16 protein-coding genes and 1 riboswitch are annotated in these 18280 nt (G+C 55.7%); of the genes, 12 read left to right on the forward strand and 4 right to left on the reverse strand.

All coding sequences use genetic code 11. The features are described 5' to 3' along the window. Positions 1-199: 199 nt before the first annotated feature. The 8 genes from Abin_RS09665 to Abin_RS09700 all read left to right on the forward strand — a co-directional run bounded on the left by Abin_RS09665 (position 200) and on the right by Abin_RS09700 (position 11749). Complete coding sequence (locus Abin_RS09665; RefSeq protein ID WP_048846306.1) at positions 200-2638, forward strand: tetratricopeptide repeat protein; 2439 nt, start codon at positions 200-202, stop codon at positions 2636-2638. A 155-nt stretch (positions 2639-2793) separates the two neighbouring features. Beyond that, complete coding sequence (gene speD, locus Abin_RS09670) at positions 2794-3258, forward strand: adenosylmethionine decarboxylase (protein ID WP_048846398.1); 465 nt, start codon at positions 2794-2796, stop codon at positions 3256-3258. A gap of 100 nt (positions 3259-3358) precedes the next feature. Continuing rightward, positions 3359-4231 carry a polyamine aminopropyltransferase gene (gene speE / locus Abin_RS09675; protein WP_048846308.1) on the forward strand — a complete coding sequence of 291 codons (873 nt, stop codon included), beginning with the start codon at positions 3359-3361 and terminating at the stop codon, positions 4229-4231. Between the two features lie 77 nt (positions 4232-4308). Beyond that, a riboswitch (glycine riboswitch) is annotated at positions 4309-4398 on the forward strand. A gap of 174 nt (positions 4399-4572) precedes the next feature. Beyond that, positions 4573-5706 carry a glycine cleavage system aminomethyltransferase GcvT gene (gene gcvT, locus Abin_RS09680; protein ID WP_048846310.1) on the forward strand — a complete coding sequence of 378 codons (1134 nt, stop codon included), beginning with the start codon at positions 4573-4575 and terminating at the stop codon, positions 5704-5706. Positions 5707-5756: 50 nt separating this feature from the next. Then, positions 5757-6122 carry a glycine cleavage system protein GcvH gene (gene gcvH, locus Abin_RS09685; RefSeq protein WP_048846312.1) on the forward strand — a complete coding sequence of 122 codons (366 nt, stop codon included), beginning with the start codon at positions 5757-5759 and terminating at the stop codon, positions 6120-6122. A gap of 35 nt (positions 6123-6157) precedes the next feature. Then, positions 6158-9076, forward strand: a complete 2919-nt coding sequence (gene gcvP, locus Abin_RS09690; protein WP_048846315.1) for an aminomethyl-transferring glycine dehydrogenase — start codon at positions 6158-6160, stop codon at positions 9074-9076. Positions 9077-9222: 146 nt separating this feature from the next. After that, positions 9223-10539, forward strand: a complete 1317-nt coding sequence (locus tag Abin_RS09695) for a DUF1800 domain-containing protein (protein WP_084593572.1) — start codon at positions 9223-9225, stop codon at positions 10537-10539. Positions 10540-10543: 4 nt separating this feature from the next. After that, positions 10544-11749 carry a DUF1501 domain-containing protein gene (locus Abin_RS09700; RefSeq protein WP_048846316.1) on the forward strand — a complete coding sequence of 402 codons (1206 nt, stop codon included), beginning with the start codon at positions 10544-10546 and terminating at the stop codon, positions 11747-11749. A gap of 93 nt (positions 11750-11842) precedes the next feature. Here Abin_RS09700 and Abin_RS09705 read toward each other — a convergent pair whose 3' ends face one another. From Abin_RS09705 to Abin_RS09720, 4 genes are all read right to left on the reverse strand, one after another. Continuing rightward, on the reverse strand, positions 11843-12637 hold the full coding sequence (locus tag Abin_RS09705) for a CHAP domain-containing protein (RefSeq protein WP_174766829.1): 795 nt from the start codon (positions 12635-12637) through the stop codon (positions 11843-11845). A 276-nt stretch (positions 12638-12913) separates the two neighbouring features. Next, a complete protein-coding gene (locus tag Abin_RS09710; RefSeq protein WP_048846320.1) occupies positions 12914-13264 on the reverse strand; it encodes a RidA family protein in 351 nt (116 codons plus the stop codon). A gap of 96 nt (positions 13265-13360) precedes the next feature. Continuing rightward, positions 13361-13987, reverse strand: a complete 627-nt coding sequence (locus tag Abin_RS09715; RefSeq protein ID WP_084593573.1) for a nucleotidyltransferase family protein — start codon at positions 13985-13987, stop codon at positions 13361-13363. After that, on the reverse strand, positions 13981-15039 hold the full coding sequence (locus Abin_RS09720; protein WP_048846402.1) for an XdhC family protein: 1059 nt from the start codon (positions 15037-15039) through the stop codon (positions 13981-13983). The genes Abin_RS09715 and Abin_RS09720 overlap by 7 nt, the downstream gene beginning before the upstream one ends. Before the next feature lie 224 nt (positions 15040-15263). Here Abin_RS09720 and Abin_RS09725 point away from each other — a divergent pair, with 224 nt between their 5' ends. From Abin_RS09725 to Abin_RS09740, 4 genes are all read left to right on the forward strand, one after another. After that, positions 15264-15677: a host attachment protein gene (locus tag Abin_RS09725; RefSeq protein ID WP_048846322.1), complete on the forward strand. Its 414-nt coding sequence runs from the start codon at positions 15264-15266 to the stop codon at positions 15675-15677. A 195-nt stretch (positions 15678-15872) separates the two neighbouring features. Continuing rightward, positions 15873-16547 carry an MBL fold metallo-hydrolase gene (locus Abin_RS09730; RefSeq protein WP_084593577.1) on the forward strand — a complete coding sequence of 225 codons (675 nt, stop codon included), beginning with the start codon at positions 15873-15875 and terminating at the stop codon, positions 16545-16547. A 14-nt stretch (positions 16548-16561) separates the two neighbouring features. Further along, positions 16562-17065: a DUF192 domain-containing protein gene (locus Abin_RS09735; RefSeq protein ID WP_174766830.1), complete on the forward strand. Its 504-nt coding sequence runs from the start codon at positions 16562-16564 to the stop codon at positions 17063-17065. A 91-nt stretch (positions 17066-17156) separates the two neighbouring features. Next, positions 17157-18125, forward strand: coding sequence for an NAD-dependent epimerase/dehydratase family protein (locus Abin_RS09740; RefSeq protein ID WP_048846326.1), 969 nt, complete (start codon positions 17157-17159; stop codon positions 18123-18125). The last annotated feature ends 155 nt before the right edge of the window (positions 18126-18280 follow it).

Here is an 18280-nt window from a genome sequence, read left to right on the forward strand (position 1 = left end):
AAGGAGTATAATGTGCATCACGGCAGCTATAGGGCCGTATGATGGCAGTGAACGCACCAAGATGTCTGATCGTTCCGGGTGAGGAAGGCCGGGTGTTTTCCTTTGTCAGACGTTTCGAACAGTGCGAAGACAGATCAGCCAGCGCATGGCAGCACATTGCGGAACATGGCGTAAGCAGGCAGGGAGAGGCAGAAACCCCGTGACGGGACGTACCGGCATCTATCAGGCAGCAGGGTTTCTTATGCTGGCCCAGATTTCTGCAAGTTTGCCTGCTGCCAGAGCGCAGGGGGTTGATGGGCTTCAGCGTGCCCCGGTTTCTGCCGTGCAGCAGGATGAGCTAACGCAGCAGGACGCCGCCGTGCCGCAGACAGCGCTTTCTCTGCCCTTCGATAGCCAGACTGGGGTGGCTGCGTTCTGGTCCGGGCCAGATTTTATCATAGTGGCCGATAAACCTGTTCCAGCTTTGACGCGGGCTTTTGGTGGGCATGGTGTGTTTTCCTCGCTGGATGTCACAGTGCTTGATCACGCTACATTGGTGCGCCTGCATCTGCCCCGGCATCCAACCTTGTCGTTGGGACACGACAAAGACGGCTGGCTCCTGACCGTGGTTTCAGGCGGGACTGGGTCAGCATCGCGTTCCGTACAGCAAAACCAGCTTACACAGCGTTCTGAACCAGGTTTTGTGCTTTTCTCGCTTCGTCAGCCCGGGCATGTTGTGTCGTTGCCTGACCCCGCATCTGGCGCCCGTCTGTTAATTGCCACATCCCGCCTTCCAACCGGAGGGTGGGCACCTGTCCAACACAACGTGGGCTATTCCCTGCGGGCCACGTTGGAAGGTCTGGTGGTTGAAGCCGATTCCGACCAGATGCACCTTCAGGCAAGCACAGAAGGTGCCATCTTGCGGGCTGTTGCCGTGCATCCTCTGCCTGTGGGGCTGCCATTTGCCTCTACGGGTTCTGACTGGACACAGGGAAAAGACTGGTTGTGGCTTGGGTTGAGTAAGGACACAGCCGAAAGTCTTAAAAAACAGTGCGATGCAGCTTTTGCAGCGTTGGCAAAAGCCGGGCCACGCCAAAAAGACGCTGCCAGTCTGAAGGCGGCACAGGCAGCGTTTGCGTCTGGTGCCTTTCAACAAGCCGTTTCTGTTCTGGGGAGCCTGATTTCTGTTTCAACTCACTCGGAACAGAATCAGGCAACAACATCAGCGTTTTTTGCTGTTTCCCAGCGCCAGCAGGTGGCTTTTCTGTATGCAGCCTCGTCTTTGTTGGCGGGGGATATGAAGTCAGCCAGCATTTTGAACGAACCAGATTGGGGGCGTGATCCTGAATTGCGGCTCTGGCAAGGGGTGTACGGTCTGTATGCAGGGCAAAACAGTCAGATAACAGCCACTGTGCTGGCGTCCGCTATGGTGCAGGCAAAGCAATACCCTGCCTCAATCAGGGATCGTATTTTACCGCCAATGGCGGCCTTCATTGCACGCTATGGTAGTCTGGATGCCGTGCGTGCGGTGGGTGATCTTCCTGATGGTTCCGACTACGATCTGGTACGCGCCCTGCTTCAGGTGCGTGACGGGAAACTGGAAACAGCCCGTATTGCTCTGGAAAATATGACAGCAGCAGACAATCTTCAGACAGCGGCTTATGCGCGCACGGATATTGTTCGCGTGATGCGTGATGCTGATCTGATTGCCCCGGATATGGCTGTCGCGGCGTATCGCAAGCTGCTGAAAAATGACGGCGCAACGGGCCCTTTGCCTGCGGGGGTAAAGGCGTTGACCCTTCTGGGGTTGGCACAGGCATTAACCCAGAATGGAGAGCCTCGGGCTGCTCTTGCTATTTTGGCGTCTTTGCAGCCGGGGCCTGAAACGCCAGAAGATAGTTTGGCTGACGTATACCGTGCAGCAGCATACAGACTGGTCTTTGGTGCACCGCATAACAATGGGCCTGCACAATCAGGCGGGGAAGAAGAATTAAGCGTGCCGCAACGTCTGGCGCTGGTAGCCCAGATACTGCCGCGCCTGCCCGATGGAGCGGAAAAAGCGAAAGTATTGGTGGGGTATGGTCGGCTTCTTCTGACGGCAGAGCAGCCGGATGCCGCGGTAACGGCTTTCAAACAGGCTGACATTATGCTGGCAGCCCCGCTTGCACGGGCGGAAGCGTCAGAACTTCTGGCGCAGGCCGCCATGAAAGCGCATCATCTGTCCGTTGCTCAACATGCGATTGATCAGGCAGCTTCCCCCCTTATGCCGGATGATCTGGCTGCCAGACGCGCCTATGACGCCGCGCGTGTTGCGCAGGCGCAAGGCGATACAGACAAGGCATTGGCTCTGTTGGCACATGACGAATCAGATGCCGGGCTTGATCTGCGCGGTCAGCTGTACGAAGCAGATCATAAATGGGCGGATGCCGTTCTGGTTGTGGGCAGGTTGGCCAGTCGCGCTTTGCCGGAGCAGGGAGCCTTGACCGAATCTCAGCGGGCTCTGGCGTTTCGTCTGGCAGGAGATGTAACCGCAGCGCATGACGCAGGCACGTTGCAAAGGCTGAAAGCATGGCTGGGAGGGCGCACGCTGGGCCGTGAACGGGATGAACTGATTACAATTCAGTTACAACAGGTGGGCCATAAACCCGCATCACCTTGATTTGGTTCAGTTCCTGAATTTTTGGGCCCAAAAAAACCTGTTTTTACACTAAGATAATGCTTGTAATACAGGAATAGAGGCCGTAGTTACACGCGCTCTTGGCCCAAGGGGGCGATTTCGCCCAACAGGCTGTCTACTGGTTTGGGGGTACGTCAATGAACGCACTTGCTCAACTGGGGATGGTCTCGGAACTCCCGAGCAATAACCAGGCATCTTCCGTTTCGATCGCATCTGATGATGATCGGAAAGACTATTTCGTCGAAAAAGACGGCGAAAAATTTGCAGGGACACACCTGCTGGTTGATTTGTGGGATGCCACAAATCTGGATGATCCGGAAAAAATAGACCGGACATTATGTGAAGCCGCTTTGGCTGCCGGGGCGACAATCCTGCATAGCCATTTTCACCATTTTACACCCAATGGGGGTGTTTCTGGCGTGGTTGTGCTGGCTGAAAGCCATATCTCCATCCACACATGGCCAGAACGCAACTTCGCGGCTGTGGATATTTTCATGTGCGGCGCATGTGATCCGAACCTTGCCATCCCTGTGATGCAGCGCCTGTTTCAGGCCCAGCGTCTTGAGGTGGATGAGCAGCGCCGTGGGCGTGTGGCCGTCTAAGGCCTGCCTTCGTTCATACTGTTATTTTCCGGCAGGGTCAGGGTGTAACCAGAAGTGGTTCATGCCCTGACCCTGCCGTTCGTTCGGAATTTTAAAAATCATGACTGATCAATGGATTGAAGAAACCCTTTATGACAACTGGGGCCAGCGCTTCCGTGTCACGAAGGAACTGGCGCGGACAAAAAGCCCCTTTCAGGATATTGTTGTTTTTGAAAGTGACTCTCACGGCCGTGTTCTCATGCTTGATGGTGTCGTGCAGATTACCGAGCGTGATGAATTTGTTTATCAGGAAATGCTGACGCACGTGCCGCTGTTTACGCATGGCGCACCACGCAACGTGCTGATTATTGGCGCGGGCGATGGTGGGGTGCTACGCCGGGTTCTGGAACATCCGGGTGTTGAAAAAGCCGTCATGGTAGAAATTGACGGTGCAGTCATTGAACTTTCCAAACAGCATCTGCCAGCTATTGCAGTGGATGCTTGGACAAACCCGCGCGCAGAAGTGATTGTGGGTGACGGGATTGATTACGTTGCCAAGGCGGCTGACGCTTCCTTTGACGTGATTATTGTCGATAGCACCGACCCGATTGGCGTGGGTGAGGTGCTGTTTACGGACTCCTTCTACCAGCATTGCGCACGGATTCTGACGTCTGAAGGGCTGATTGTGAATCAGTGCGGCGTGCCATTCATGCAGGCTGATGAACTGCGTGAAACAAGCGAACGGCGTGCAAAATTCTTCCCGCATGTCTCTGCCTATGTGGCAGCTGTTCCCACCTATGTGGGTGGTTTCATGACGCTGGGTATTGCAGCCAAGGGCAAAAGCCCCGTCGGGCAGGATGTTCAGGCAGTTCGCGCGCGTGCCCAGCAGGCTGGTATTTTAGAAAATACGCAGTACTGGACGCCAGAAATCCATGTGGGGTCGTTTAATTTGCCGCCTTATATTGCCAAGCATCTGCCCACGGCTGATGTGTAATATCAGCTGGCAAAGCTGAAAAAGAAGACAGACAGAACAAGCGTGATTGACTTGGTAACGCAATGATGTCACGACTTTTACTGCGTAGTGGGAGAGACTGGCACGCTGCCAGCGCCGAAGGAGCAACCGCCCCGGAAACTCTCAGGCAAAAGGACCCTACGCAGTAAACTTCTGGAGAGAGACGCTTCATGCGTCCGCCGACGGGATAGCGATCTCAGGCAAAAATACAGAAGGGGCAGACGGATATTCTCTGGTCCGGGGCCCTGAACATTGTCTTTTTGCCGGTTATCGCTTTTTAAATCTGCAAAGGTGCCCCAGTCTTTTTACGGAAGGCTGCGTGCATGAGCACAGATACTCTCCTTCACACTCCCTTATTTACGTTGCATGAAGACGCTGGCGGCAAAATGGTGCCGTTTGCTGGCTATGCCATGCCGTTGAATTACGCGGATGGCATCATGGCCGAGCATCGGCATGTGCGGACGCATGCGGGGCTGTTTGATGTCTCTCATATGGGGCAGGTCAAGGTTCGGGCCCGGTCAGGGAGTGTTGAAGTCGCTGCCAAAGCGCTTGAGCGTCTGGTGCCAGCTGATATCGTCGCCATTAAGAATGGCCGTCAGCGCTACACGCAGTTCACCAACCCCCAGGGCGGTATTCTGGATGACCTGATGGTGGCACGGCTGGATGACACCCTGCTGCTGGTTGTCAACGCAGCATGCAAGGCTGCTGACATCGCGCTGTTGCAAGATGAACTGGCAGAATGTCTTGTCGAGCCGCTTGAAGAACGCGCTTTGCTGGCCATTCAGGGGCCAGAGGCCGAGCAGGCTTTGGCTGCTTTAGTGCCAGACGTTAAAACCATGGCCTTTATGGATGTCCGGGCACTGGATGTTGACGGCGCAAGCTGTGTCATTTCCCGGTCCGGCTATACGGGTGAGGATGGTTTTGAAATTTCCGTCCCTGCTCTTGATGCTTCGCGCGTTGCGCGCAAATTGATGGCACAGCCCAATGTGAAGCCTATCGGTCTGGGGGCGCGTGACAGCCTGCGGCTGGAAGCCGGTATGTGCCTGTACGGGGCGGATATTGATGAAACCACGACACCGGTTGAAGCCGCCCTTGAATGGTCCATTCAAAAATCGCGCCGTAAAGGGGGCGCCCGTGAAGGCGGGTTTCCAGGGGCGGACATTATCCTGTCTCAGCTTGAAAATGGCGTGACCCGTCGCCGTGTCGGCCTGAAGCCGGAAGGCCGTGCGCCTGTGCGTGGGGGGGCGCCCTTATATGGTGATGCCGCATTTGAAGACGGTATTGGCAAAGTGACATCCGGTGCCTTTGGCCCAACGGTCGAAGGCCCAGTGGCCATGGGGTATGTGGCCACGGCCCATGCTGATGCCGGTAGCCCGGTTTTTGCTGAACTGCGTGGCCGTGCGGTGCCTGCTGTGGTGGCCGCGCTGCCGTTCGTGTCGTCGCGGTTTAAGCGGTAAGTCTATTTTCCTGTTTCCATAACATCAGTTTTTTCAAGGGATACCCAGATATGACACTTTATTTCACCAAAGAACATGAATGGCTGCGCGTTGACGGAGACTCCGCCGTTGTCGGGATTACAAAACACGCCGCCGAAGAACTGGGCGAACTGGTTTTTGTTGAAGTGCGTGACGCCGGAACGGAAGTGACGGCAGGTGATTCCGTAGCAGTTGTTGAATCGGTCAAGGCGGCATCAGACATCTATGCGCCGGTTGATGGTGAAGTGCTTGAAGGCAACGCAACCCTGACGGACGACCCGGCCCGCGTTAGCTCTGACCCGGAAGGGGAAGGCTGGATTCTGAAGTTCCGCATCACCAACCCGGATCAGCTTGCATCCCTGATGGATGCTGACGCCTACGCAGCGTTCATCGCCTGATTTTTTCTTCTTCCGTTTCCATCAGGATACACCGCATGTTTTCGCTTGCTTCTGGTTCTGACCGTTCCTCCGGCTGTTCTGCTGATACCCTGCCTGCGTTTGCAGACTTGCAACCGGAGGCCGATACATTCGTGCCGCGCCATATCGGCCCCACGGCGGATGATCTGGCCATTATGCTGAAAACAGTCGGTGTGTCCTCTCTGGATGACCTGATGCAGGAAACCCTGCCTGCTGCTATCCGCGCGGCAGCCCAAATGGGGATTGGCAAAGGGTGGAGCGAGGTTGCTGTTCTGGCGCACCTACGCAAGCTGGCCAGCCAGAATCAGGTTATGACATCGCTGATAGGGCAGGGCTATTACGGCACAATCCTGCCCGGTGTCATTCAGCGAAATATTCTGGAAAATCCAGCCTGGTACACGGCTTATACGCCGTACCAGCCTGAAATCAGTCAGGGGCGGCTTGAAGCCCTGCTGAATTTCCAGACCATGATTACCGAACTGACCGGGCTGGATATTGCCAACGCGTCCCTGCTGGATGAAGCAACGGCAGCGGCCGAGGCCATGGCGATGGCGCACCGTGTTGCAAAATCAAAAGCCACGTCATTTTTTGTCGATGCTGACTGTCTGCCGCAGACCATTGCCGTGTTGAAAACACGAGCAGAGCCTTTGGGCATCACGCTGGTGGTTGGCGCGCCCGAAACTGATCTGGTTGCAGAACACGTGTTTGGGGCCATCTTCCAGTATCCGGGCACTTCTGGGGCTGTCAAAAACCCACGTCAGGCGATTGAGGCCCTGCATGCGGCCGGTGGTATTGCCATTATGGCGGCCGATCTTCTGGCGCTTACCCTGCTGACATCCCCCGGTGAACTTGGGGCTGATATTGCCATCGGCACCACACAACGCTTTGGCGTTCCCATGGGCTTTGGTGGCCCCCACGCAGCCTATATGGCAACGCGTGATGCGTGGAAGCGCAACATGCCGGGCCGGCTTGTGGGTGTTTCTATCGATAGTCAGGGTCGCTCTGCCTACCGGTTGGCGCTGCAAACGCGTGAACAGCATATCCGCCGCGAAAAAGCGACGTCGAACATCTGTACTGCTCAGGTGCTGCTGGCGGTCATCGCTGGGATGTACGCTGTCTATCATGGGCCGGAGGGGCTACGCGCCATCGGTCGTCGCGTACATGGCCTGGCAGCGACGCTGGCTGCGGGTCTGAAGGCGCTGGGTGTTACGGTCGAAACAGAACAGTTTTTTGATACCATCACCGCGCAAATAGGAGCCGGCGCACAGGATATTCTGGCACGGGCCCGGTCTGCTGGCCTCAATCTGCGGGATGCCGGGAACGGTCGCATTGGTATCAGTCTGGATGAAACGTCTACGCCACAGACGGTGGTGGCCGTGTGGTCCGCTTTCTGTGCGGAGCAAGGTCGGGTGGATAAAATGGCGCAGGCGCTTGCCCCTGCTGCTTCCACCATTCCGGCTGATTTGTCCCGTCATTCTGCTTTTCTGACACAGCCGGTGTTTAGCTCCTGCCGATCAGAGACGGATATGCTGCGTTATCTGCGCCGTCTGGCAGACAAGGATCTGGCGCTTGATCGCACCATGATTCCACTTGGTTCCTGTACCATGAAGCTGAACGCTACGGTCGAGATGATTCCCATCACGTGGCCCGGTTTCTGCGATATCCATCCCTTTGCCCCAGCCGATCAGACGCGGGGCTATCAAGCCCTGTTTGCGGACCTTGAAAGCTGGCTTTGCGCTATCAGCGGGTATGATGCCGTGTCTTTCCAGCCCAATTCTGGTGCACAGGGAGAATATGCAGGTCTGCTGGCTATCAGCGCTTATCATCAGGCGCGGGGTGATGCGAATCGCACAGTCTGTCTGATCCCGGCCTCTGCTCACGGCACTAACCCAGCCTCTGCGCAGATGGCAGGCATGAAGGTTGTGGTGGTTAAATGTGATGCAGGTGGCAATATCGATCTGGCCGACATGCAGGCGAAAGTAAAAGCCCACGCGGCTGATCTTTCCGCTGTGATGATTACCTATCCCTCCACCCACGGCGTGTTTGAAGAAAGCATGCGTGAAATCTGTGATCTGGTGCACGAAGCTGGCGGGCAGGTGTACGTGGATGGCGCGAATATGAACGCACAGGTTGGTCTTGCGCGCCCCGGTGATTATGGTGGGGATGTCAGCCATTTCAATCTACACAAGACGTTCTGCATTCCGCATGGCGGTGGTGGCCCAGGTATGGGGCCTATCGGCGTGAAGGCGCATCTGGCCCCCTTCCTGCCCGGAAACCCGGCAGCGGCAGACACAGCTTTGGCCGTTAGCGCAGCACCTTTTGGGTCTGCGTCCATTCTGCCAATCTCATGGGCGTATATCCGCCTGATGGGGGATGAAGGGCTGAAGCGGGCAACGCAGGTGGCTATTCTGAATGCTAACTATATTGTCAGCCGTCTGGTTGATGCCTACCCGGTTCTGTATCGCGGTGGCAAAGGGCGTGTGGCGCATGAATGCATTCTTGACCTGCGCCCATTGAAAGACAGCGCAGGTGTTACGGTTGATGACATGGCCAAGCGTCTGGTTGATTACGGCTTTCATGCGCCGACTGTCAGCTTCCCTGTTGCAGGCACGTTCATGATTGAACCGACTGAATCAGAAGGCAAAGCCGAGCTTGATCGTTTCTGTGACGCCATGCTGGCCATCCGGGCCGAAGTGAAAGCAATTGAAGACGGTAAACTGACGGCTGAACAGTCTCCCCTTCGCTACGCGCCTCATACTGCGGGCGATGTAACGGCAGATCCATGGAGCCATGCCTATACCCGTCAGGAAGCGTGCTTCCCACCGGGGGTAAGTCGTTCCAGCAAATATTGGCCGCCCGTTGGACGCATTGATAATGCGCATGGTGACCGCAACTTGGTTTGTTCCTGCCCCGATATTTCGGAATGGATGGAATAAGCGCGGCTCTTGCGTTACGCGAGCATGGGCGGGGTCAGCAGACCTCGCCCTTTTTTATTGTCTAAATTTTGTCACAGAGAGAAGGCAGCCTAGGGATGTAAACTAACCCGTAAAAAATTCTGAAACCGGACAGAGGACCACGCGCCATGCTGTTTTCCGGTGCTTTAACCCGTTTTGGCTGGGGACCACGCGGTGAGGATACTCTCCCATTCGTGCCCACCCGTAGCGAATTGAGTGAACAGATAACTGCCCCCGATGCGGCCCGTTTTGCACAGGTTGGCAGCACCGCCGATGGGCTTATCGCCTTGCGTCAGCAGCGTAAGGGCAAATTGCAGGGCGACCCACTGGTCAAACCGCTTTTTCAGGCAGAAGTGGCAACCCAGCTTGATGCCCTTTTGCTGACAAACCAACCCTTTCGTGAGCGTCTGGCATGGTTCTGGTTCAACCATTTTACCGTCAGCCTGCGGCAGGGTGGCACGCGTGGCATAGTGGGCGCGTATATGCGGGAAGCGATTCGACCCCATATAACCGGCAAGTTCAGTGACCTGTTGCTGGCGGTCATGCGGCATCCCGCCATGCTGATGTATCTTGATAATAGCTCCTCCATCGGACCCAACAGCCCCGCAGGCTTAAAACGCCACCGGGGGTTGAACGAAAATCTGGCTCGCGAATGTCTGGAACTGCATACGCTGTCACCGGCTGGGGGATATACCCAGAACGATGTGACGCAATTTGCCGCCATTCTAACCGGCTGGGGCGTAGATATGCAGGCGCAGCAACCGGGATTTTCCTTTCATGCCAAAGCGCATGAACCCGGACCCAAAACCCTGATGGGAAAAACCTTCCCAGATGGAGAAGAGGGTGGCCTGCAAGCATTGCATTTTCTGGGCACACATCCGGCTACCTATCGGCATATTGCCACCCAAATGGTCCAACATTTCATAGCCGATACCCCAGACCCGGCTGACGTTACTTTTGTCGCAAATGTTCTGCATGACACGGAGGGTGATCTGGCTACGGCCTCCCTCGCGCTGCTGGATGTTCCCAGTAAAGGGAATGGGGGCAGCAAGTTTAGAACCCCAATGGATTTTGCCGTTGCTGTCATGCGGGCGCTGTCATTAGGACAGGCAGATACACCCAGTGCCCCGGACGACCCACGGTCAGCCGCGCACACGCTGTTTGGCGGGTTTGCCTTTCTAGGGCAGCCGTTATGGACTGCCCCATTGCCAAATGGATGGAGCGACCGTGCGGCCGACTGGTCAGCCCCGGCAGATATGATGGCGCGCGCAGACTGGGCGTGGCGGATTGCTGCCCATGTCAAAACGGGAAACCCCCTGGATATTGCGCATCATGCTTTGGGCAATACCTTACGCAAACCGACCATAGAGGCGATCAAACATGCCGGGGCACGGCAAGATGCTCTGACCCTGCTTTTTACTTCCCCCGAGTTTCAGAGGCGTTAGAACAATGATGCTCTCTCGACGCACGGCCCTTTTGGGCCTGACATCAAGCTGGGCCTTGGGTCGCTCGGCTCTTGCTGTTGCAGGAACAGCCACCAGTGTTCAGCAGTCACGTTTTGTCGTTGTTATTCTGCGCGGCGCGCTGGATGGGCTGGCAGCCGTCACGCCATATGGTGATGTCTCTCTGGTCTCTCTTCGTCGGGACCTCTTGCTCCCTGACCCTGCGCAACCCGGAGGGCTACTTGATTTAGGTGGTTTTTACGGCTTGCATCCTGCTCTTTCCGGCCTGCACGACCTTTATGCCAATGGGCAGATGCTCCCCGTTCACGCTGTTGCTGGGCATTACCGAAGCCGGTCACACTTTGAAGCGCAGGATTATCTGGAAAGTGGGGCAGACCGGCGTCTGAATAGTGGATGGCTGAACCGCGTGGCTGCTTGCCTGCCGGTAAACCATGCGGCCCCTGACGGAAACGGTTTGGCTATGGGGCTGACTGTTCCACTTTTGCTGCGTGGCCCGGCACGGGTTGGCAGCTACGCGCCGCCAAGCAGTCAACATCCTGACCAGATTTTATACAGTCAGATTGCAGCGTTAAATGCGGCTGACCCCGTAACAGGGCCTGCGTTCAGAAATGGCCTTAAAGCCCGTGGCTTTTCTGAAGCGACATTGGACGGGACTTCTCCTGTACAAGGGAAAAACGGCCAGAAGCCAAGTGCCTTCAGCGTGTTGGCCGATGCAGCGGGCAGAATGTTGGCTGTCCCCACCGGCCCACGCCTCGCTGCGCTGGAAATCGGCGGGTGGGACACCCATGCCGGGCAGAAAGGCCGGCTGAACGCGCCGTTAAGGCAACTGGATGATGGATTGACGGCCTTGCGTATGGGGTTGGGACCAACGTGGGCCAATACAGTCATACTGGTTATGACCGAATTTGGCCGTACCGTACATATGAACGGCACAGGGGGCACGGACCACGGCACAGCGACTGTCGCGTTTTTGCTGGGTGGGGCAGTCAAAGGCGGCCATGTTGGGGGTGTGTGGCCCGGTTTGAAACAGATACAACTGTTTGAAAACAGAGACCTTGCCCCGACAACAGATTTACGCGCCGTTGTCTCTGGGGTGTTGCGGGACCATCTTGGGTTATCTCAGGCGGCGCTGGTTAGCGTTTTTCCGCAGATTCCGTTTTCCCCCGAAAATGGGCTTATCCGGCAAGCATAAGCGCTCAACCCGTAAAACTAATAAAAAATGCCGCCCTGATGAAACCGGGCGGCATTTTCATGCGTCTATTCCACAAATGGTGTGGGTAAGAACTTAGTTCTGGTTATCAAAAGTAATACCGGCTTCTTCAGCACCGCTGGTAATGGGACGGGCATTAGCTGGAGCCTGAGCAAGCTGGGTTTCAGAACCCTGATGCAGCTTTTTGTTCCATGCTGTCATAACTTCGTTGGCGTGACTGCTGGAACCAGCGTGACGGCCGTAAATGAAGCCGTAGGTAGGGTAGATGGAGCCAAAGCCACCAGAACGATTGTTCAGCGCAACACGAACGGCTGACCAGTCGTTATTGGGGGAGACGTCAATAACCTGCACATTGCGGCTGATGCCATTCTGCGCCCAGTGAGACTGATCGATGGTAATGGTGCGGTTATCAACAATGTTTCGCACCACGGCAACGTGGCCTAGCGGCATACGGCGTGTGCTGCGGAAGTTCAGAACACTACCCGGCTCAGGTGCAGACCCGCGGTCATAAACGCCAGAAGCATTATGCCACCAGTCGCGCGCGTTTCCGTGCAGCATCACATCTGACGCTGTTTTTGCGTAAGCAACACACTGAATAACATGGCCACCAGAATACCCACCGCGATAATGACGCCCCGCAGCGGGGTGCCACCGGCCACCGGCGTAACGGCCAGCAGCGTGGAACGATGCGGCAGTCAGAACCATTCGGTGCGTGCCCGCATGGCTATGCCCATGACTTGCAACATGGCGGGATTTTGCAGAAGCGGGAGAAATAAATGCTGATAAAGACAGAAGCGAAACAACAGCCATCTTCAGTTTAAAAGTGCCTGGCCGTCCATCTCGCATCTCAGCGTACCTTTCCTGCATCACGGGCTTCGGTGTGGTGTTTCTAGGTATAAGCAACTTCGCAGGTCAGGCAAGCGCTCAATGCGGGGCAAAAACACTCTTTTGCAGGTTTGCTGTTTGAGTGGGTACAAAAAGACAAAAATAGGAATTTATTCCTACCGTGTGCCACGGAGTTGCCCGATTTGCTGTAATCAGTCCGGTTTGTAGGGTTGGCTTAAACAAACAGCGGGGGAGCAGGATTCGGAAGGGCTGTGGCACGGATGCCACGTCTTTCCAAACCAGCTCACCCCGGCAGGCACCTTATTTCGTCGTCACCAGCATGATTTCAACCAGAATGCGCGGGTCAGCCATCACGGCCTGCACACAGGCGCGGGCAGGTGCGTGGTTTTCTGGCAGCCAAGCAGTCCACAGCTTGTTCATGGCATCACGGTCAGAAATGTCTTTCAGCCAGATCTGGGCCTGAAGCAGACGGGTGTTGTCTGTGCCATGTTGCTCCAGCAGCGCATCAAGCTGATCCAGCACGTCGCGTGTCTGACCTTCAATATCCAGATCCAGATTCCGTGCCACAACGCCCTGCGTGTACACAAAGCCATGATATTCAACGGCGGCAGAGAGAATCGGATTGGGGTTCGTACGCAGAATTTTGCTCATAAGGCTCTCTATATGATTGGCGTTGTTACGCTCGGCATCCTGTGCCGACGCGGTGTCTAGTTTTCAGGGGCGCACGCGCTGCGGTCAACTGGCCTGCTATCCCAAACGTGCATAAGCGGCCAATCGTTCCGGGGTGTCAAAATCGACCAGTTCCTGCAACGGCGCAGGAACCAGATGCACAGCACACCCCAGTTTCTGCAAAATGGCGCGGCCACCTTTGTCTCCCTCAACCTGTTTCAAGGCTGGAAACTGGCTTTTATCCCAGACAACAGGATTGCCGGGTCTTCCACCTCGGTCAGGGGCCACGGCAGAAGCGTTCATACGGTTCTGCTCGGCCAGCAGGCTGTTGAGCAATTCTGTGGAAACCAGCGGCATATCCCCCAGACACACCAGAACCGATGATGCCCCCAGTTTTTCCGCCGCCTTCACCCCAGCGCGAAGCGAGGCAGAAAGACCCAATGCGGCATCCTGTGCAACGCAGAAACCAAGCTTTTCCGTATGTGGAAAGGCGTCTTGCAAAAGGCTTTGGAGTTCTGGTTTATCGGGGGGCACTACCACAAGCACCTGACCGACATTGCTGCCTAGTACATGGTGGGTCGTGCGCACCAGCATGGCGCGTCCGGCCGCGTCTGAGGCTAAAAGTTTATGCGCAGGGGCCGTGCGGGATGACCGGCCTGCCGCCAGAATGAGTGCAACAGGGAAAGGTGCGGTGGTCGTTACCATCCGGGCCGTTCTGCCAACGGGGCACCGCGTCGGACGGCGACAATTTCGGCCAGAATCGACAACGCGATTTCTTCGGCCCCCACGGCTCCAATCGCCAGACCGACTGGGCCATGAATCCGCTTGATATCCTGTTCTGAAAAGCCGGATTCTCGCAAACGCTCCATTCGGCTGGCCTGCGTTTTTCTTGAACCAAGCGCTCCGATATAAAAAGCTGGCCCCCGCAGAGCGGCTTCAAGCGTGGGGTCATCCAGTTTGGCGTCATGTGTCAGGGTGACAATGGCAGTCATAGTATCAACGCCCAGCGCTTCCAACGCCTCGTCCGGCCATTCTGTAATCAGCGTTTCGCCTGGTACGAAGCCGGGAAAGCGCTCGGGTGTGGCCAAGGCTGTGCGCGGGTCTATAACCAAAGGGGCCAGCCCGGTCATGGCCGCCATTTGTGCCAGATGTTGTGCAATGTGAACGGCCCCTACAATCAGCAGACGCGGGGCAGGGGTTAAGGGCTGCAAAAACCAGTCTTCGCCATCGGCAAGGGTCACGTTATGGCTTCGGCCATGTTGCAGGCTGGCATGCACGCATCTGGTCACGTCACTTGGCAGGGCAGAAGACTGGCTTAGCGTGTCACTTAATAAGATGTGTCGATGTCCATCCAGTGTGCGGCCAAGCACCACGCCCTTGCGAGCAGCCTGAAGTGTACAGGCGTTTGCCAGTATCTGCTGAGGAAACGTGCCTGTTGGGCATGCAGGACTTTTTATGGCTTCTACCAGCACATCCAGCTTGCCGCCGCACGCCAGCCCGACATCCCATGCGCGCGCTGTACTAACCCCATAGGAGAGGACTTCTGGACCAGCCCCCTCCATAATGGTTTGCGCGGTGGTGATAACGTCGGTCTCCACACATCCACCACTGACCGAACCTTCAACACGGCCGGACTCACTGATGGCCATAAAACTGCCAGCCGGACGCGGTGAACTGCCCCATGTGCCAACGACGGTCGCCAAAGCTACTTTATGGCCTGCTTTTACCCATTCCAGCGCGTGGTCCAACGGGGTCATGACCCGTGGCGCGGCAGAGGTACGTAAAGGCTCAGGGGAAAGGGGGGCGGGCAGAACACTCATGTGTCCATCATATACCAACCTTATAGGCGGCCACACCTGAAATGAGCGGGGGGGCAGGGCTGCTTCTTCTGCTGGTTCACGCGATATCTGCCTCTTGATACCTCTTCAGAAGCACCCCATGTCATAACAAGGTGTTATTTAAGAAGCCAAGGAGCAGTACTATGCCGAATTCAATGGACGGTCGCGTCATTTATGTTGTGGCAGATGGTGGCAAGGTGCGTTTTCTGCACGATTCTCAGGGCCAGCTGAAAGAAGTGCAGGATTTTGATGCCCACGACCATCAGGGCACACCGGGTAAGGTTCCAACGGCCTCTACGCCCGCAGATAATGCAAAAGATGCTTTTGCCCGCGTGGTGGCAGACCGGATTAATGCTGCAATCAACAAAGGTGGCAAAATTGACGGTATCGTGCTGGCAGCTCCGGCAACAACGCTGCATGAAATTCGTGAGCATCTGAGCAAACCGGCCACAGCAAAACTGATCAAAACCTTTACCAAGGATTTGACCAACATCCCGACACACGACCTGCGCGACCATTTCGATATTCCGGAAACAGGTTGGCAGCTTCCTGCTTAAATTCTGCTTTTATTAAGCAGGATACGGCTGCAAGACGTCACAAAACTGCCAGAGCCCAGTATCTGGCAGTTTTTTTATGGACGTTTTGCAAGAAGCAGGTCAGTGAGGGGAGAACATTCGTTCTTTCAGGCCATGAGAAACCGGTTCCGCCGTTTTCTGAAACCGCGACCTAACGACGACAGGAAGGAAACAGTTTTGCACCTAGCCTACCCCGGTATGCAGTTACGCGTTGTTCCGGTTACGCCTATTCGCCAGAACTGTTCCATTTTGTGGGACGAAGCAACACGTCAGGCTGTGGTGGTAGACCCCGGTGGGGATGCTGACGCGCTGGCCCAGTTTATTCAACAGAACGCTCTGACAGTTGACGCCATTTTGCTGACCCACGGCCATCTTGACCATGCGGGTGGCACAGCCCCTTTGTGTCGGGCGCTGGCAAAAACACAAGCGAAGCCTCCCGTCGTGATCGGGCCGCAGGAGGAGGACGCGTTTCTGCTGTCTTCCATAGAAAATCAGGCCCGTCATTTTGGTATTGAAGGGCTGGAAAACGCACAAGTTGATCGTTACACGCAGGATGGTGAGCAAATACAGGCCGCAGGGCGCACTTTTCATGTGCGTCACGTACCGGGCCACACCCCGGGTCATGTTGTGTTTGTTGATCAGGACGCCAGAGTCGCATTTGTAGGCGATACCCTTTTTCGCGGCACAATCGGGCGCACAGACTTCCCTTATGGTGACGGTGATCGTCTTATTGGGGCTATTAAAGAAAAATTACTTCCCCTTGGGGATGATATTGTCATTATGCCCGGGCACGGCGGTTTCAGCACCCTGGGTGCGGAGCGTCAGAATAATCCGTTTCTGCGTGCCGGCTGATTAGGAGTTTGTGAGTGAAACAGGGTATTCTTGGTGTGGCTGCGGCCTGCCTTCTGGCTGGTGTTCTGTCTGGTGCGACCGCCATAGCCAGCACGGAAGATATGAGTGAACCCACACAGGCTCAGTCAGTTTTGCCGCGGGAAGATCTGACAATTGTTTCGGGCAGTGGAAAGCATATTTTTTCTGTAGAACTTGCCCGCACGCCGCGTCAGCAGCAGGTGGGGGAAATGTTCCGCACACAGCTTGCCCCTAATAACGGCATGCTTTTCCTGTGGTCTGCACCGCAACAGAGCGACATGTGGATGGAAAACACCCTCATCCCGCTTGATATCGTCTTTATTGCGCCTGATCATCGTATTCAGGCGATTGCAGAAAATGCGGTTCCGCGCAGTCTGGCGCATATCAGTAGTCATGGGGTGGTTTCAGCCACGCTTGAACTGGCAGGTGGCACGACGGCCCGATTGGGTATTACTGTCGGTGATAAAGTGGAAGCGCCGTCGCTGGAGAAAAAATCCTGACGCACCGCTTTCTTCTTTCAGCACACTTTATAAAACAGACTTGTGTATGGGTAATGCATCCCTGCTGTCAGGGATGTAACGAGGCAATAACGTGACGATTTTAGTAACCGGGGCGGCTGGCTTTGTTGGCTACCATGTCAGTCAGGCGCTACTGGAACGGGGTGAGCGGGTTATCGGTGTTGATAACCTGAATGCCTATTATGACCCTGCTTTGAAAACAGCGCGTCTTGATCGGCTCAAGCAGTCGTCCGGCTTTACTTTTCATCATATTGAACTTTCTGATGCCTCAGCGCTGTTGCAACTGGCGCACCATGAATCTGACATTACCGGTGTACTGCATTTTGCAGCGCAGGCAGGTGTGCGCTATTCCATGACGAACCCAGCGGCCTTTGCCGATTCAAACGTGCTGGGGCATGTGTCGGTTCTGGAGTTCGCGCGACGCCTGCCGCGTTTGAAGCATCTGGTCTATGCGTCGTCTTCATCCGTTTATGGGCGTAATACGCAGCTACCGTTCAGGGAAACAGACCGGGTCGATCAGCCAGGCTCCTTCTACGCTGTCACCAAACGCGCGGGTGAGCTGACCTCCTCAACTTACAGCCACCTTTATGGCATCCCTCAGACAGGTTTGCGTTTCTTTACGGTCTATGGTCCGTGGGGACGGCCCGACATGGCCTATTACAGCTTTGCCCGTGCTATTTCGCGCGGTGAAGACGTAACCTTGTACGAGGGCGACGCACTGGCGCGAGACTTCACCTATATCGCAGACGTTGTGACGGGTGTTCTGGCTGTTTTTGAAAAGCCCCCAGCCCCAGGTGAGGCTCGGGTTCTGAATATCGGCAATCACAGACCGGAATCAGTGCGCTATCTGGTTCAACTCCTAGAGCGGGAGCTCGGACGTTCTGCCAAACTTCGTCTTCTGCCGCGCCCGGATGCGGATGTGGAAACAACGTGGGCCTGTATTGATGCCCTCCATGCTTTGACAGGTTGGCGTCCCAGCACCGTGCTGGAGGACGGCGTAAGCCGCTTCGTTTCATGGTTCAGGCAATACGAGGCCCGTTAATTTCTTTTAGTTTTAGTCTGAGTGGCAGGAGCCCCCCGTTTTTTAAGCGGGGGGTTTTTTGTTTGTTTTGCTTTTTTTTGTGTTGTTTGAGGGTGTTGAGGGGTGGTTTGGTCCGATTCAGTGTTGGTTTTCTGGGTTTTTTGGTGATTTTTGTG

It is taken from the genome of Acetobacter indonesiensis, assembly GCF_000963945.1.
GTDB lineage: Bacteria > Pseudomonadota > Alphaproteobacteria > Acetobacterales > Acetobacteraceae > Acetobacter > Acetobacter indonesiensis.